Genomic DNA, 18,144 nt, shown 5'->3' on the forward strand with positions numbered 1-18,144 from the left:
GCGTCGCTCACGCTGGCGTGGTATCCAGTTCGATACCTTGCGGCTACGCCTGATCAAACTCGCCGTCCAGGTCGAGACATTGAAGAAATCAATTCGCCTGCATCTGCCGCGATCGATGCCGGATCAGGTCATTCTCCGCTACGCTCTGGCCAGACTGCCCAGGTTACTGGTCTGAGCCCAGGGGCGGTTGCCCCGACCGGTCCCGATCTCATCCAACTCCAGCGCCGACACATCGCCAAGCTCATCAAAACCAGCCCAGAGCGGCCGGTGAGTCGTCACGCGCCCACGACGTCAGGTTGCATAGCTAATTGTAGAAGAATTGAATGAAACGCCCTCATGAATAAATGCGGCTAGTAGATTTGCTTAAAAACGTCGAGATATAGTCAGTCGCAGATTCTCGTGAATCACCACTGGACCTGCTCAGCGCCAGCTGTCTCATCGATACGTTGCGTTTCGCTGAAACAGCGCCTCGCACCGCGGCGGGGGCCAATGTTCGGTATGTCGCGATAGCAGAGAGACATGGCTTCACTTCAGCGACGACACGTATCTGTTCGTTAGCTCGCATTGCGGTTTACAAATTAAAAATGTATTATGAGATGAAATATCGAAATTAAAACCTAATTGGCCTGACTATTTTTATTTAATCGCCAAATTTTTACAATGAAAGCCAAGATAAAAATTATGCTTATAACAGAAAATGCAGTTGATAGATAGTATAGAATATCTGATACGAAGCCAAATAATTTTGGATCGCTTGAAAATAAATTTTTAAGGCCAAAATTTAGCCCGAGCGAAAGTAATTGCGTCAAAATCAGTGGACCAAGACTTACTCTTGTTACATAAAATAACATCTTAACCCACCAGAAGAAAAATGTAGCGGAAATTAGAAATACTGGGGATGCCCTGAAATTTTCGAAGTACGGCAGGTTGGTTGTATAATTCAGTGCTACGAAAAATAACGAAACTCCTACGAAGGCAATTGAATAGGTCAGAGGCCGCACGACACTTCCTCCGACTCATTGGCTATGTGCTGTACGCCCGCCTTAGTCACATCAGTCGCCCCTTTAACTCACAACTCGCAGAATTGAGGCGAAGGCACACTCCACCACATTTGGTGTGTTGCCCGACGCTTATCCGATACTTTGGCAATCGGAGCGCGCAAGCACCATCGGACCCATGCTCTGCAACGCTACCTCCTTTGCCAATATGAAAGGAGGGAAGCAAGGTGCAGATCGAGTAAATGGCAATCTTCGAACGCCCCGCTTTTTCTCTACGTCACGTTCGTTGCCGTCTCAGGTTTGTCCAAAAAACCACGCCTCGCCCAAATATCGTGAACGGCGCGTTCGTTTCGGTTAAGCGGCCTTCATGTTTTGGCCACCTTGTGTTATCAATCTGTTAATGGGTACGGAGTGGCGAGACGGATGAGACGGCGGTCGGGGTGGTTGTTGGGCCAGGGGTTTGGCCTGCTCATGGTTGTGGGCGGGACCGTGGCTTATGGCCAGACGGCAGCCCCGCCGGCACTGCTGAATCAGGTGCCGCAGGCATCCCCCATCCCACATATTCTGCCCAAGGCGCCGCCTAATCTCGGCCGGTCGCTGCCGAATTTCCAGCCGCTCGGGCAGGAAGGTGCGGTGCCGCATGCCGCCGTGCCGGTGCGCTCGGCCGCGGTAATCGGGGCGACGGCGTTTCCAGCGTCGGTGCTCGCCCATACCATCGGCCCGCTGGTCGGCCCGGCCGTGCCGCTCGCCAGCGTTGAGGCGGCGCGGCTGCGACTGGTGTCGCTGTATCGCGATCATGGCTTCGTGCTGACGGCGGTGTCGGCCGAGATCAACGCCGGCGGCGATCTGCGTTTCATCGTTACCGAAGGCCGCATCGTCACCGTCAAACTGTCGCGCGACATCGGGCCGGTCGGCTCGCTGGTGCTGAAATTCCTCGATCATCTGACCCGCGAACGCCCGGTCCGCGAAGCCTCGCTCGAACATTGGCTGTTGCTGGCGGAGGAAATCCCCGGCGTTTCGGTCACCGCCGTGCTGCAGCGCAACGATGCCGCCCCCGGCGCGCTGACCCTGGTGGCGGAGGTGCGACACCAACAAGTCTCCGGCCTGCTGACCGCGGATAATCGTGGCTTTCGGGAAACCGGCCCGGCCGAGGGTCTTGCGGTTGCCGATGTCAACAGCATGACCGCGCTGGGCGATCAGACGCAGATCTCGCTGTTTCATACCTCCGGCAGCACCAATAATTTCGGCCAGGCGGCCGAGAGTTTTTTTGTCGGTGCCAGCGGGTTGCGCATCGGGGTCTATGCCGGTGCCGGGCGATCGCAGCCGAGCGGGGTGCTGCGCGAAATCGGCTATAAATCCTACCTCGAAGTGTTTGGGATCAATGCGAGCTATCCGCTGCTGCTGCGGCGCGGCGATACGCTGGCGGCCAAACTCAGCCTCGATGGCACGCAGAACCTGATCGACACGGCATCGGGCATCGGCGGCGGCGAGGCGGCGACATCGAGCGATTCGGTGCGCGCCATCCGCTTCGAACTGAACGAAGCCTTCACCGATGATGCGCTGGGCGGTGATCGCGTGGCGCTGACCACCGCATCGCTGCTGCTCTCGAAGGGCGTGTCGATCCTGGGCGCCTCGGCCAACGGGCGGACCAATGCGGGGCGGGTGGGAGAGACGTTCACCTTCTTCAAGCTCGATGGCGCGATCGAGCGCACCCAGACCCTGTTCAGCCCGTTCGCCGGCGCTACCGTGGCGGTGCAGGGCGCGCTCGGCGGCCAGTATACGCCGGATGTGCTACCCTCGTCCGAAGAGTTCTACCTCGGCGGCAACCGCATCGCTCAAGGCTATTATTCAGGTGAGGTGACCGGCGACAAGGCGCTTTATGCCAGCGCCGAGGTGCAGTTGAACACGCCGGTCGATTTCACGGCGTTCGGTCGGCAAATCAACCTCGGCAGCCAATTTTACGGGTTTTATGACTATGGCGAGAACTGGCAGAACGATAAATTGCTGGCGGGCGAGACGCATAACAACTACCGCCTCGCCTCGGCCGGCATCGGCGCGCGGTTTCGCCTGACCGCAACGCTTGAGTTCGATATCGAGGGGGTTCACCGCTTCGTGACACGGTTGCAGCCGGTCAACAGCGGCGTGGCACCGTTATCCGGCACCGCGGTTTATTGGGGCGTGGTAGCACGCTATTGATGGGCATATGATCGATCGGGCAGCACCTCATGATTGACCATACGGGCGACCTGCACAGCGCGCGGCGGCGTCGATTGTTGCTTGCGTCTACCGCGCTGAGCGCCGCCTTGGTGGCGAGCGGGCCGGTGCGGGCCAATCCACCGGCGCTGCCCGCCAACACCACCCCGCAGGGCGGCCAGGTGGTCGGCGGTCAGGCGAGCATCGCGCAGGCGCCGGGCAGCGTGACCATCACGCAGTCGAGCGCCCGGACCGCGATCAACTGGCAGAGCTTCAACGTGGGCTCGGCCGCGAAAGTGACGTTCAAGCAGCCGAACGCGCAGGCGATCGCGCTGAACCGGGTGATTTCGAACAACCCCTCGATCATCGCGGGGCGAATCGATGCGAACGGCCAGATCGTGCTGATGAACCAGTCCGGCGTGGTGTTCACGCCCGGTTCGCAGGTGAACGCGGAGAGCCTGGTGGTCAGCACCGCCGGCATTTCCGCCAAGAGTTTCATGGCCGGGCACATGGTGTTCGATGCACCGCCGAAGCCGGGCGCGCGCATCGTGAACGACGGCACCATCACGATGAAACAGGCCGGCCTCGCCGCCTTCGTTGCCCCGCAGGTGATCAACCGCGGCACCATCACCGCGACGCTTGGCCATGTCATTCTGGCCGGTGCCTCGACCTTCACGCTCGATATTTCCGGCGATGGGCTGGTCTCGATCGATGTGACGCAGGCGGTGCGCAAGGTCGATCTGGGCGGCCGCGTGGTCGATGCGCTGGTGACCAACCAGGGGCTGATCGTCGCAAACGGCGGCACGGTCACGCTGACGGCGCAGGCGGTCGATGGCGTGATCCAGCACTTGCTCGATGTGCGCGGCGTGGTGCAGGCCGACAGCGTCGGCCAGAGCAAGGGTGCCATTACCATCGCCGGCATCGGCGGTGATCTGCAGGTCGCCGGCAGCCTGCTCGCGCGCGGTACCCAACCTGGCAGCGGCGGCGGCACCATCGCCGTCGATGCCACCGGTGCGGTAAAACTGGCGTCCACCGCCATGATCGATGCGTCGGGTCAGTCCGGCGGCGGTATCGTTGCACTTGGCACCGATGCGGCAAGGGCGGTGGCGGGCACCGCCGACCGCACCGCACCGAAAGCCCAACGGGTCAGCATCGCGCCGGGTGCGGTCGTCCGCGCCGATGCGACGCAGGCGGGCACCGGCGGCACCATCACGGTGCTGTCGGCGCAACGCTCCGATCAGAACGGCGCCTTGTCGGCTCAGGGCGTCGACGCCGGCGGCCGGATCGAAACCTCGAGCGACGGGGTAATCTCGCTCTCCGGCACCGAGACGGTGTTTTCCGCCCACGGGCATGACGGCACCATCCTGCTCGATCCGGCGACGCTGGTGATCGGCAACGGACCCACCGCCGCCGGCACCACCGTGCTCGGCGGCGTCACCACGATCGGCACCGATTCCAACACGATTTCCTATGTCGATCCTGCCAGTCTCGCCGCGCTGACCGGCACGGTGGTACTGACCGCGACCTCCGCACTCTCGGTGCAATCGGCGATCGCGATGGCCGATACCAGCCCGGTCACCCTGGCCTCGGGCGGGTCGCTGGTGATTTCGAGCCCGGTGCAGGTCGGGGGATCGCTGGAAATCGATGCCGCGGGCACGCTGTCGATCGGTGCTGCGGTCAGTGCCACCAACATCACCATGCTCGACCCCGGCAGCCACGGCACGATCGAGATCGACAATATCGTCACCGCCGGCACCCTGCTCGCCATGCTGTCCGGCGGCGGCATCACCGAGGCCAGCGGCGGCTATGTCGTGGCCCCGACGCTCACCTCCGCCGGCGGCACCGTGGGCGGTGACGTCCTGCTGAACGACGCACCCGCAGTGCTCGCCAAAAACGCCATCGGCACGCTCGGCGCCTTCGCCGCCACGGGTACGATTTCGATCAGCGACCGGGCCGTACTGGATATTCTGGATACGCCCCTGACGATCGCGGGACCGGTCAACGCCCGCGATGCGAGTTTCGCTGCCGGCGGCATCACCATCGACGGCGCGGTTTCCACCACCGGTACGCTGGCGCTCGACAGCTATGGGGTGTTGGGCACCAACGGATCGATCACGCAATCGGCCCTCGGGGTGATCACCGCCGGCACGCTGAGCGGCGCGGCCGGCGACGTCACACTGAACAATGCTGCGAATTCGATCACCGTGCTGGAAAATTTCGCCGCAGGCCGGGGGTTGGCGCTCGACGACAGCGCGAGCGCCTTGCTGATCGGTGCCGGCGTGGGTGCCGGCAGTGCCACGATCAACGCCGCCGGCATCACGATCGGCGCCCCGCTGACGATATCGCCCGGCCTCGGCTTCGGCGCGCTGACTTTGGGCAGCACCGGCGGGATCAGCGAGACCGGAAACGGCGGGATTAACGCGGGCGTGCTGAGCAGTGCGGGCACCATCACCGGCGGCGCGGTGAACCTCGGCGGGGGCAACAATATCGGCGAACTCGGCGGATTTACCGCAGCCAGCGCATTCACCCTCGCCGATACCGCGCCGATCACGATAGCGGGCGCGTTGCAGGCGACTGCGGCGACGCTGGTCAGTGACCGCATTTTCATCGATCAGCCGATCTCGGTGAGCGGCGTGCTGGCGCTGGCGGGGAGCGCCGGGGTCGATCAAACCAGCAACGGCACCATCACCGCGGGCACGCTGACCAGTGGCGGCATCACGATCGGTGGCATCGACTTGCTGCTGGGTGGGACGGCGAACACCATCGCGACGCTCGGCGCCTTCGCAACGACCGATGATGTCATCCTCAACGACAGCGGCTCGCCGCTGAGCATCGCGGGGAGTTTCACCGCGCCGAACGCCAGCATCACGGCACAAGCCATGCTGTTCACCGGGGCCGCCACCATCGCCGGACAGCTTGTCCTTGCGAGCACCGGCACGATCGCCGAAGCGAACACGGCGACGCTTACGGCCGGAACGCTGACCAGCCTCGACAACACGATCGGTGGCGATGTCGTCCTGGGGAGCAGCTTCAACCAGATCGGCACGATCGCGGCACTCGGCGTCGGCGGCAGCCTGGTCGTGAACGACGCGGCACCGCTGAGCATCACCGGCCCGGTGCGGGCGGGCGGCATCACCCTGATCGATGCCGGTGGTCTCACCCTCGCCGGATCGCTCACGGTCGGCACCGGCCATGCGATCAATCTGGTCGCCGGCACGATCACCGATGCCAATGCCACGCTGAGCGCCCCCAGCGGCACCATCGCGCTCGCGCCGTTCACCCCGGGCACGCCGCTCGATTTCGGCGGCACCACCGATGGCGGTCTCGCGATCGCGCCAAGCTTCGCCACCGCCGTGGCCGGATCGGGCGCGCAGGATATTGTGCTGGGTCGGGTGCTGCTGCCCGGCGTGACCTATGGGGCCGATACAATCCTCACCGAAGGCGCGCTGCCCAGCTTCGCCGCGACCATCACCATCGATGCCGGCAACACCATAACCAACACCGCCGATCTGCGGGCTCAGGCGATGACTCTGGCTGGCGGCAGCATCGTCAATGACGGCACGCTGGACGCCACCGCCCTCGCGCTGAGCGGCACCGGCTTCAACGGCACCGGCGTGGTGATCGCGCCGACGCTTGCCGGCAGTTTCAGCCAGGCTGCGGTGTTCGACGATGCCAGCAACGCGATCGGCCTGATCAGCGGCCTCACCGCCGGCAGTGGCAGCCTGCTGCTACTCGATGGCGCAACACCCACGATCGGCGGCACGATTGCGGTCGCCTCCGGCGCCGATCTCACGGTCGCGGCGAACCAGATCGCGCTCGGCAGCGGCGGCGCGTTCAGCGTGCCGCAGGGCACAATCACCTTCGAGCCGCTGGTCGCCGGCACGCCGATCGCGCTCGGCGGTACCGGCGCCGGTACGCTCGATATCGGCGCATCCCTGCTCGCCGCCATCACGCCTGGCGCCGCCGTGCTCGAAATCGGCAACAGCCTGTCCGGGCCGCTCGATGTCGCCGCCGCGTTGAGCCTGACGATCCCCGACATCGTGCTGCACGGCAACGGCGTCGCGGTAAACGCATCGCTGGCGGCTGCCGACACGCTCGACCTCGAAAGCACCGGCTCGATCAGCCAGACGGCTCCGATCAGCGCCACTCGGCTGATCGGGGCGGCCAACGGCACGGTGCTGCTGACGGCATCGAACAGCATCGGCATGCTGGGTGGCTTTACCGATCCGAACGGCAATTTCGACCTGACCGACAGCGGCACATTGGTGGTCGCCGGCCCGCTCAGCGCCGCCAATGCCGCCCTGATCGCCGGCGATCTGGCGATTCCCGGTGCGATCACCACGGGGTCGCTCGCCCTGACCGCAACCAGTACCATCGCAGGCACCGGCACGCTGACCGCGCAGACGCTGACCGGCACCGCCGCTGACCTGAGCCTGACCGGTCCGAACCAGATCGTCACGCTCGGCGCGCTCGCGATCACCGGCGATGCGCTGTTCAACGACGCCACCGCGCTCACCATCGCCGGTCCGGTCAGCGCCACCATGCTTGCCCTGGGTGATAGTGGAGCGATCACCGAAACGGGTAGCATTACGGCGAAGACGCTCGCGAGTTATAACACGATCGGCGGCAATGCAGCGCTTACCGGTACCAACAGCATCGCAACACTCGGCAGCTTCGCCGATGCCGCCGCTATCACGCTCGATGATAACGGCCCCCTCAGCATCGCCGGCCCGCTATCGGCAGCCAGCGCCACGCTCAACACCGGCGCGCTCACCGAACCGGGCAGCATCACCGCCGGATCGCTCTCGGCCGATATCAGCGGATCGCTCGCGCTGACCGGCACCAACAGCATCGCCACACTCGGCAGCATTATCGCAGCCGGCAATGCCACCATCACCGACGATAGCGCGGTCATGCTCGATGGCACGTTCACCGCACCGAACGCGACGATCACCGCCCCGGGAATCGGCATCAACGGCGGTATCCAGACCGGTCTGCTCTCACTCGCCAGCACCGGCAGCATCACCGGTGCCGGCCCGATCAGCGCCGCCACGCTGACCGGCAGCGCCGGCCCGCTGGTCTCGCTCACCGGCGCCAACGCCATCGCCAACCTCGGTCCGTTCACCGGTACCGGCAGCATGGCGTTCAACGACACGGTCGCTCTGCTGATCACAGGCTCGCTCACCGCTCCCGCCGGTCTCGCGCTCGGCGATGCCGCATCGATTACCGCAACCGGCGGCATCACCACGGGCACATTGACCAGCATCGGCACGATCGGCGGTGCAGCCCGCCTGGCCGGGCTGAACACCATCGCAACGCTTGGCGATTTCGCCGCCGCCGGCACGCTGAGCCTCGCGGATCAGACCAACGTGATCATCGCGGGCGCGGTCGCCGCCGCCGACGCCACGCTCACCACACCGGGCAGCATCACTGAAACCGGCAGCCTGGCCACCGGCAGCCTCACTGGCAGCGCCGGCGCGCTGGAACTCACCGGCACCAACACCATCGCCACGCTCGGCGCCCTCAGCATCGCCAACGCTCTGCTTCTGCAGGACGCAACCCCGCTCACCATCGCCGGCCCGGTTGCCGCCGGCACTCTGGCGCTGGGCGATACCGGTGCGATCACCGAACCCGGCAGCATCAACGCGGCAACCCTGGCGAGCCTCGGCACCATCGGCGGCTCCGTCGCGCTCACCGGCACCAACACCATTGCCACACTCGGCAGCTTCAGCGCCGGCAACACCGTCGCGCTCGATGACACCGCGCCGCTGACCATCGCCGGCCCGTTCACCGCACCCGATGCCACGATCGCCGCCGCCGGCCTCACCGTGCCGGGCACCATCACCACCGACACGCTCGCCCTGCTGAGCGCCGGCGCCATCACCGCGACCGGCCCGATCGATAGCGCAACCCTGCGCGGGCGCGCCGGCGGCACTCTGGCACTCACCGGCGCCAACCAGATCGGCACCATCGCCAGCTTCACCGCAACCGGCGACGCCACCATCAACGATGCCGCCCCCCTCACCCTCGCGGGATCGTTCACCGCCCCCAACGCAACCATCACCGCCGCCGCCATCGCCATCCAGGGCAGCATCGCCCTTCAGACCACGCTCGCCCTCGGCAGCCCCGGCAGCGTGACGGAAACCGGCGCGATCACCACTCAAACCCTGACATCCGAGGGGATAATCGGCGGCAGCGTCGTGCTGACCGGCACCAACACCTTCGTCGCCCTCGGCGATTTCGCCGCCCGCAACGACATCATTCTGCTCGATACCGCGCCCCTCACCATCGCCGGCACGCTCAGCGCCGCCAGCGCGACCCTCGGCAGCGCCGGCCTTTCGATCCCCGGCGATATCGCCGTGCCGGGCACCGTTTCGCTCGCCAGCACCGGCGGCATCACCGAAACCGGCACGATCGACCCTGCCCTGCTCACCGGCAGCAGCGCCGGGCCGGCCAGCCTCACCGGCACCAACGTCATCGCCACACTCGGTGCCTTCACCGTCGCCGATGGCGCCTTCATGCTGAACGATACCACGCCGCTCATCGTCACCGGCCCGCTCACCGCGGCCGATATCGCCCTGACCTCACCGGGCCTCGCGGTTCCAGGCACCATCACCACGCCGGGCACCATCACCATCGCCGGCGGCGGCGTCAGTGAAACCGGCGCCATCGCCGCCAACCTGATCCAGACCACCGGCAGCCTCACCGGCGACGCCAGCCTGATCGGCACCAATCAGATCGGCACGCTCGGCAGCTTCAACGATACGGGCCATTATCTCTCCCTGAACGATGCCAGGGCGCTCACCCTGATCGGCCCGGTCACCGCCCGCGCCATCACCATCGCCGCCGCCGGCCAACTCGTGCTCGATGGTACCGCGGGCGGCGGCCTGTTCATCCAGGGCCAGGGCCTCGCCACGCCGATCGCGCCCGACGTGCAGCCCCGCGCCGGCATCGATTCAGTGCTCAGCGTCACCAACGGCGGAGCCCAGCAATTGCTGCAAACCGGGGCCTTCACCATCGATACCGGCCCGGTCGCGCAGGCCGCCGGCCTCGCCAACCAGCCCAACGGGGTGTTCATGCTGCTGCCCTCGACCGGCAGCGCCACCTTCGCCGACCTGCTCGCGCCCAACACCACCCTGGTCATCAACCTCGGCGGCGGCATGGCCAGCGGCCAGATGGCGCTCCACTTCCTTGTCGTCGCCGGCAGCGCGGCCGGACAGACCAATTTCGACGGCTCGCTCGGCAATCTGTCCGGGCAGGCCGCCGCACACAACGGCGTCGTGGTCCCGGTGCCCGGCACCAACTACCGCTTCAACGCTTGCATCATCGGCTCGATCAATTGCACCGTTCTGCCGATCCTGAACCTGCCCGAAGCCAGCCCGATCCAGGACTACGACCTGGCCCCGACACGACGCCGCCGCCTTGACCGCGACGTCCGCCTGCCCGGCGTCGCCGCAAAGGACTACTGACCATGCCACGCGCCACCGGCATCACCCCGACCAGACCCGGTGATGAGACTTCGTCAAGCAAGGCAAGGGGCTCCGCCCCTAGACCCCGCCAAAGGCGGAGCCTTTGGAATCCACTAGTTTTAGGATTGGGGAGGGCGGGCACGGGATTGGTCGCGGCGATCGTCGCGACGCCCTTCCCAATCCTAAAACTAACGGGTTCTAAGGGCTCCGCCCTTAGTGGGGGTCCAGGGGGCAAAGCCCCCTGGCCTTGCTTGACCCGAATCCCATCACCACGCGCGATCGGCGTCATCGCCGTGCTGGGTCTGGCGCTGGGCCTTGCCGGTTGTGCGCGGCCGCCGTCGAGTGCTTATCAGGCGGCGGGCAATGTTGGGGCGGGGCTGACCGGCCCGCAGTATGCCCTGGGCCACAACAGCAGTGGTGAGGCGTGTACGGCCAGCCGCGCGAAGGGTGGCGCGCTGGTCTATTGCGGCGGTTGGCAGCATCCGAGTGCGCGGGTGGTATCGGGTCCGGCGACGAATGCCGCGGGGCTGGTTGCGCTGGCGACGTCCGGTTCGTGGCGTGGCGGGCTGGAGGAGCGGTACGTGTGCGCGGCACCGCGCCCGACGACCGTGTTGGGGCGTTATCCGGGCGAGGTTTTGTTGTGCACGCAGCGCATCGGCGGTTGGCCGCATGTCGCGCTCGCGGCATTGATCGATGGCCATGCCTGGCTGGCCGATGGTGTGCAGCCGGCGTTTCCGGTGATGCAGCGCGCAATCGGGCTGGTGAGCGGCGTGGCCACGCCCTCGACGGTGCGGGACGTTTCGGTCGCGACGTCGGACCGGCTGCTGGCGAACCGTCTCGCGGCGGCGGCGTTCAGTTCGGGCGATATCGGCCAGTACGACGCGTTGATGCAGGTCGGCAACAATGCCAACCAGGCCGAGGATTATGCGGCGGCGGTCACCGCATACCGCGCCGCGCTTGCGTTGCAGCAGAAGAGTCTCGGCCCGGACAACCCGAACACCGTGTCGCCGATGGTCGATCTGGCGCTGAATTTGTCGGATGAGGGGCGGTATCGCCAGGCGGATGCGCAATTTGCCCAGGCGCGGGTTCTGGCACCGCACGCGGCGGATGCCACGGCGCTGCCGCGGCTGCTGCATTATCGCGGGCTCGATGCGTTGAACCGCGGCGAGTACCGCCGGGCGATGGTGCTGCTGGCCCGGGCGGAACAGGGTTATGCCGCGCTGTTGCCGGCGGCGGTGTTGCAGCCGCACGCGCTGGTGACCGCCGATGAGTCGAGTTTCGGCGTCGCGGCAAATGGCGGCACGGCGCAGATCCTGACCGCGCAGACCACGCTGCTCAGCCCGGTCAGCCAGCAGGCGCTGCTCGGCGTGATCGAGACGCTGCGCTATTATGGCGTGGTGTTGGCCGATCTCGGTCATCCGCACGCGGCGGCGGCGAAGCTGCGCCTGTCTTCGATGATCGCGGCAGCGAATGGCATAGGCGCGCCGATCCTGCAGGCGCGGCTCGACCGGACGGCCGCCACGATCGACAGCGACACGGGCAATACCAGTGCCGCGGTGGGTCAATTGGCCAACGCCGCGCGCCAGTTCGCCCAGGCGCTGCCGGGCTCGCGCCCGGTCGCTGATACCGCGCTGCTTCAGGGCGCGGTGCTGATGCGCGCGGGCAATGCCGATGAAGCGGTCACCGCGTGCCGCGCCGGCGTCACGTTGCTGAACCGGTTGCGGCTCGGCACCTCGGCGCGGCTGATCGCGCCGTGCCTGTCAGCGCTCGATCGTGTGGCTCTGACCCGGCCGGGCGCGGCGCAGGCGCTGTATGGCGAAATGTTCGCCATGGCCGAACTCGCCCAGGGCAGCACGACCAGCCAAGAGATTGCGGAATCTTCGGCGCGCCTGGCGGCGGATGCCCACAACCCGAAGGTCGCCGCCGCGATCAGAGCGCATCAGGACGCGGTGGTGGCACTCGCCCGGCTATACCGCACGCGCGATGATCTGGTGCACGGCCGTGGCGGCGCGGCGCCGGCGGCCAAGCCCGGCAGCCCATTGGCGATCACCGCGCTCGACGCCAAAATCGCCGCCGCCACCAGGCAACTGGCCGATGCGGACGAAGCGGTGCAGGCGGCAGCGCCGAATTTCGGCCAGCTGGTGCAGGAATCGGTGCCCGCCACCGCGGTGATGCAGCAGTTGCGCCCGAACGAGGCGTTCCTCGACATCATGCTCGCGCCGCATCATGCGTGGCTGTTCATGCTGCAGAACGGCCGGATCGCGGTGGCCCGGACCGGCGTGGGTGAGGCACCGATGACCAAACTGGTCGAGGCGGTGCGCCACAGCATCGAGCCGACCCAATCCGGTCTACCGCCGTTCGCGATGGACGATGCCGCGGCGATCTATCAGGCGACCATCGCCCCGTTCAAGACTGACCTCACGCATACCGTCGCGATGGTGGTGGCGCCGTCCGGCCCGCTGTTGTCGCTGCCCTTCGCCCTGCTGCCGACCGGCCCCGCCATGACCGCTGGCCCGGCCACCACCTCGGGCGGCAACCTGGGCATGACACCGTGGCTGATCCGCAAAATGACCCTGGTCTATGTGCCGGCGGCGGCGAATTTCGTTTCGCTGCGCGCGGTGCAGGGCAATTCCCGCGCCACGCGCCCCTGGTTCGGCTTCGGCGATTTCAAACCAGTCACGCCAACCCAGGCCGAGGCCAGTTTCTCCGGCGGGGCGTGCGGCCAAAGCGCGCAGTTGTTCGCCGGTCTGCCGCCGCTGCCCTATGCCAAACTCGAACTCGCCGCCGCCCAGGCGATTTTCCACGCCCCGGCCAGCGATGAATTGCTCGGCGCGCAGTTCACGGTGCCCGCCGTCGAACACGCAGATCTGGCCGACTACCGGATCCTGCATTTCGCCACCCATGCGCTGCTGCCCTCGGAACTACCCTGCACGCAGGAACCCGCGATCGTGACCTCTGCACCACCTGATGCGAAATCCGCCGCGCGGGCGATGCTGACGACCTCGGACATCACCAACCTGCATCTCAACGCCAATCTGGTCATCCTGTCGGCCTGCAACACCGGCGGCAGCAACGGCCGGGCCGGTGGCGAGGCGCTGTCCGGCCTCGCGCGCTCGTTCTTTTTCGCCGGCGCCCGCGCGCTGATGGTGACGCAATGGGCGGTGAACGATCAGGTCAGCTCCTATCTGGTGGCGACCACGCTCGAACACGTCGCCGCCGCTGACGATGGCGGTGCCGCATCCAGCCTGCGCAGCGCGCAGCTTGCCCTGATCGACAGCGCCGGGTCGGGCGGCGTGCCGGCCAGCGTCGCCGATCCGTTCTACTGGGCGCCGTTCGTGGTGATCGGCGATGGCGGACGGCCGGCGCCGAACCTGGCCAATTACCGGGCGGTCGGTCAAGCGAAACGGTCCTTCTGAGATGGCCGGTGACGATCCGGCCACGCTCGGTAAATACGATGTGGTCCGCCCTTTGGGCCGTGGCGCGATGGGCGTGGTGTTCGAGGGGTTCGACCCGATCATCACCCGGCGCGTCGCGATCAAGACGGTCCGGCTCGACCGCATCGATGAGACCGAGGGAGCAGAGGATCTGCTGCGCTTCAAGCGCGAGGCCCAGGCCGCCGGTCGGCTGACTCACCCCAACATCGTCGGCGTCTACGATTACGGCGAAACCGATGCACTCGCCTACATCGTGATGGAATTCGTCGAAGGCGACACGCTGAAGTTCCTGCTCGATCGCGGCGATCGCTTCACCCCGGCCGATGCCGTGGCGATGATGGAATCACTGCTTGCCGGCATCGCCTACAGCCATGACAATGGCGTGATCCATCGCGATATCAAACCCGCCAATGTCATGATCACGCGCGATGGGCGGGTGAAACTGGCCGATTTCGGGGTTGCACGGATCGAAAGCTCTAGCCTGACCCAGGCGGGCACCATGATCGGCACGCCGTCGTATATGTCGCCCGAACAATTCATGGGTCAGACCATCGATTCGCGGACCGACATCTATTCCGCCGGCGTGCTGCTGTATCAACTGTTGACCGGCGAAAAACCGTTCGAAGGCTCGGTCACCGCGATCATGCACAAGGTGCTGAACACCGAGCCGCCGCCGCCCTCCGCGCTGTCGGTTTCGGTGGCCCCCGCGCTCGATGCGGTGGTGCGCCGCGCGATGGCGAAACGGCCGGAGGACCGCTTTGCCGGCGCCCGCGATTTCGCCCAGGCCCTGCGCGATGCCACCGCCACGGCCGATGATGCCGATGCCACCATGATCGCGACACCCGCCCGCCCGACGATGCGCGTTGCGGACGAACCGGCAGTTCGCCCGCGCCGCACCGGGCTGATCGCGGGCATTGCCGGTGCTGCGTTGATTGCGGCAGGCATCGCCGCCTTCATGGTAACGCGCCATCCCGCGCCGCACGCGGCAGCGCCGCCGAAAACAGCCGCAGTCGCCCGCCCGGTCGCGCCGGCACCGCAGCCGAGCCTCGCGACGCTGCGCCACAAACTCGCCGCCGCAGTGGCCCCGATTTCCTGTACTCTGCTGCACGGCACCATCAGCCCCGGTGGCGCGGCGCTAACCGGCATCGTCGGCACCGGCGAACAGCAGGCGCTCAACACCGCCGCAACCAGCGCCATCCCCCCCCTGCCCGTCACCCTCGCGCTGGAACCCTTCACCGGCCCCTATTGCGGCGTGCTCGATGCGGTACGCGCGGACGCCCCGCCGTTCGCGGCCGACCCCGATCGCCTGCGCCTGCGCCTTGCGCACCACGCCACCCGCCTGGTCGCCGGCCAGCATATCGTGGTCGATCTCACCCTGCCTGACTTCGCTGGCTACGCCGAGGTCGATTACATCTCGAGCAGCGGTGCGATCTATCGCCTCTACCCCAGCCCCGCGCTGCCCGCGGCTCTGCTCCCGGCCTCCGATCATCTGGTGCTCGGCAAATCCGCCGCCGCAAGCTGGGCGGTTGCTAAGCCCTTCGGCCGCGACATGATCCTCGCCATCGCAAGCTCCGCGCCGATCAACACCATGCCGAAATCGTTATCGGGTGATATGAAGGCCTTCCTACCCGCGCTCAAGGCCACGCTGGCAAAGTTGCAGGCGCAGGGTGCCACCATCCGCACCGCCGCGATCGTGCTAGATACCGTCCCCCAGTAGCCGGCGCGCCGCCAGCGCCACGCAACGCTCGAACGCCACCAGCGAATCGAACGCCAGTTCCTCGCCCAGGTGCGGCAGCACCACCGGGCAGGACCCGCCAAACTCCACGGCGCCCACCACCATCAGATTATCCGCGAGCCCGAAGCTCTCGTGCATCAGCCCCGCGACATCATCGGCGATCCTCCCCGCCTGCGCCCGGCTGCGCGCGGCGAACGGCACCGCGCTGTTGGAATACCCGAACACTGGCTTGCCGTGCCCGAAAAACCAGCCCACTTCAACCAGCGTGCCGGCGTCAGCCGAGGCGCCGCGAAACGGCGTGAGGTTCGCGATGATGATGTCGCTCGCCTCCATCATCGCCACATCCTTGCGAAAAATCGCGCGCCACGCCTGATCTTCGCTCATCGCCGCCGTGCTCGCATCATCGAGCGGTGCGAGCCCGACAATGCCATAGCGCGCCGCGATCGCGATTTTCCGCGCCGCCTGCGCGGCCGCATCCGGCAGGAACACATCGGGTCCCGCCAGATACGCCGTGATCGCCCGATCAGAAGGCAGCGTCTTCAAACTCCATCATGGTCGCCGAGCCGGATTGGATGGCGGCGAGCAACGCGCCGGTCTGCGGCAACAAGCGCTCCATGAAGAATTTCGCTGTCTGCACCTTGGCGCGATAAAACTGTGCATCCTCGCTCTCCGCCTTCGGTGCCGCGATCGCGACCATCCGCGCCCAGACGAACGCGAGTGCCGCCAGCCCGAACAGCCGCAGATAATCGACCGATGCCGCGCCGATTTCATCATGGTTCGACATAGCGTTTTCCATGATGAACCCAGTCGCGATCTGCACATGCTCGATCGCCTGCTGCAACGGCGGCAGGAACGGCGCCAGCGCCAAGTTGCCCTCATGCGCCTCGATAAATTCCAGCACCGGATCGAGGAAACGGGTGAGCAGCCGCCCGCCATCCTGCGGCAACTTGCGCCCTACCAGATCGAGCGCCTGGATGCCGTTGGTGCCTTCATACAGCATCGAAATCCGCGCATCGCGCACGTATTGCTCGATGCCATGGTCACGAATATAGCCGTGCCCGCCGTAGGTCTGCACCGCCAACGAGGCAATCTCGAAGCCCAGATCGGTGAACATCGCTTTGACGATCGGCGTCATCAACGAGGCGAAATCATCCGCCGCCTGCTTTGCATCGCTATCGTCCGATTTCGCGAGTATCTCCAACTCGCGCGCCACCCAGCCCGCGAGCGCACGGCAGCCCTCGATGTAGGCGCGCATGGTGAGCAACATGCGCCGCACATCCGGGTGCACCATGATTGGATCGGCCTGCTTGTCCTCGGCCTTGATGCCGGTCAGCGAGCGCCCCTGAATCCGATCCCGCGCATAGGCGACCGCATTCTGATAGGCGGTTTCAGCAACACCAAGCCCCTGGATTCCCACCGAAAGTCGTTCCGTATTCATCATGGTGAACATCGCGCGCAAACCCTTGTGCGCCTCGCCCACCAGCCAGCCCGTCGCACCATCGAAACTCATGGCACACGTCGCCGACGCCTTGATGCCCATTTTGTGCTCGATCGCGGTGCATTGCAGCCCGTTGCGCGGCCCGACCGAACCATCCTCGCGCAGTAGAAATTTCGGCACCACGAACATCGAAATCCCCTTCACGCCGGCCGGTGCGTCCGGCAGGCGGGCGAGGACGAGGTGGATGATGTTCTCGGTCAGATCGTGCTCGCCGGCGCTGATGAAGATCTTGTTGCCGGTGATGCTGTAGCTGCCGTCATCGTTCGGGACCGCACGGGTGCGCAGCATGCCGAGATCGGTGCCGCAATGCGGTTCGGTGAGGCACATGGTGCCGGACCATTTGCCGGATACCAGATTGGGCAAATAGGTTTGTTTCTGCTCCTCGCTGCCGGCGTGTTTGAGCGCGACATAGGCGCCATGCGTGAGGCCGGGATAGAGACCGAACGCGACATTGGCGGAGCAGAGCATCTCTTCGATCATCATCGCGGCCGGGATCGGCATGCCCTGGCCGCCAAAAGCGGGGTCGGCCCCCATGGCGGTCCAGCCGCCATCGCAGAACGCCTTGTAGGCGTCCTTGAAGCCGGTGGGCGTGCGAACGACGCCGTTTTCGTAGGTACAGCCTTCAAGATCACCCGACTGGTTGAGTGGAAACAGCACGCCCTCGGAGAATTTCGCGGCTTCGTCGAGCACGCTGTCGATCAGTTCGGGGGTGAAGTCCTCGTTGCCGGGCAGGGCCGCGATGTCGTTGCTGTCGAACAGCTGGTGCAGGACGAAGCGCATATCTTCAAGCGGGGCTTTGTAGAGGGGCATCGGTCTC

Annotated in this window: 7 protein-coding genes; 5 read left to right on the plus strand and 2 right to left on the minus strand. The window is 65.9% G+C overall.

The genetic code is table 11. From position 1 onward, the window contains the following. The 5 genes from BW994_RS13395 to BW994_RS13415 form a co-directional block, all read left to right on the plus strand. The coding region (locus BW994_RS13395; protein WP_076454637.1) for a transposase at positions 1–175 on the plus strand (175 nt) is incomplete at its 5' end. Between the two features lie 1,246 nt (positions 176–1,421). After that, complete coding sequence (locus tag BW994_RS13400; protein WP_081849143.1) at positions 1,422–3,194, plus strand: ShlB/FhaC/HecB family hemolysin secretion/activation protein; 1,773 nt, start codon at positions 1,422–1,424, stop codon at positions 3,192–3,194. Positions 3,195–3,223: 29 nt separating this feature from the next. Next, on the plus strand, positions 3,224–10,660 hold the full coding sequence (locus BW994_RS13405) for a two-partner secretion domain-containing protein (protein WP_029312640.1): 7,437 nt from the start codon (positions 3,224–3,226) through the stop codon (positions 10,658–10,660). Between the two features lie 251 nt (positions 10,661–10,911). Beyond that, positions 10,912–14,076, plus strand: a complete 3,165-nt coding sequence (locus BW994_RS13410; RefSeq protein WP_245594163.1) for a CHAT domain-containing protein — start codon at positions 10,912–10,914, stop codon at positions 14,074–14,076. Position 14,077: 1 nt separating this feature from the next. Continuing rightward, the gene (locus BW994_RS13415) at positions 14,078–15,811 is read left to right on the plus strand and encodes a serine/threonine-protein kinase (RefSeq protein WP_029312638.1); all 1,734 of its coding nucleotides are present in this window, start codon (positions 14,078–14,080) and stop codon (positions 15,809–15,811) included. Here BW994_RS13415 and BW994_RS13420 read toward each other — a convergent pair. Both BW994_RS13420 and BW994_RS13425 read right to left on the minus strand, forming a co-directional pair. After that, positions 15,791–16,372, minus strand: a complete 582-nt coding sequence (locus BW994_RS13420; RefSeq protein ID WP_245594162.1) for a nucleoside 2-deoxyribosyltransferase — start codon at positions 16,370–16,372, stop codon at positions 15,791–15,793. The genes BW994_RS13415 and BW994_RS13420 overlap by 21 nt on opposite strands. Beyond that, positions 16,353–18,137: an acyl-CoA dehydrogenase C-terminal domain-containing protein gene (locus BW994_RS13425; RefSeq protein ID WP_029312636.1), complete on the minus strand. Its 1,785-nt coding sequence runs from the start codon at positions 18,135–18,137 to the stop codon at positions 16,353–16,355. The genes BW994_RS13420 and BW994_RS13425 overlap by 20 nt, the downstream gene beginning before the upstream one ends. Positions 18,138–18,144: the final 7 nt, after the last annotated feature.

Origin of the sequence: Acidiphilium rubrum (assembly GCF_900156265.1) — a bacterium.
Classification (GTDB): Bacteria; Pseudomonadota; Alphaproteobacteria; order Acetobacterales; family Acetobacteraceae; genus Acidiphilium; species Acidiphilium rubrum.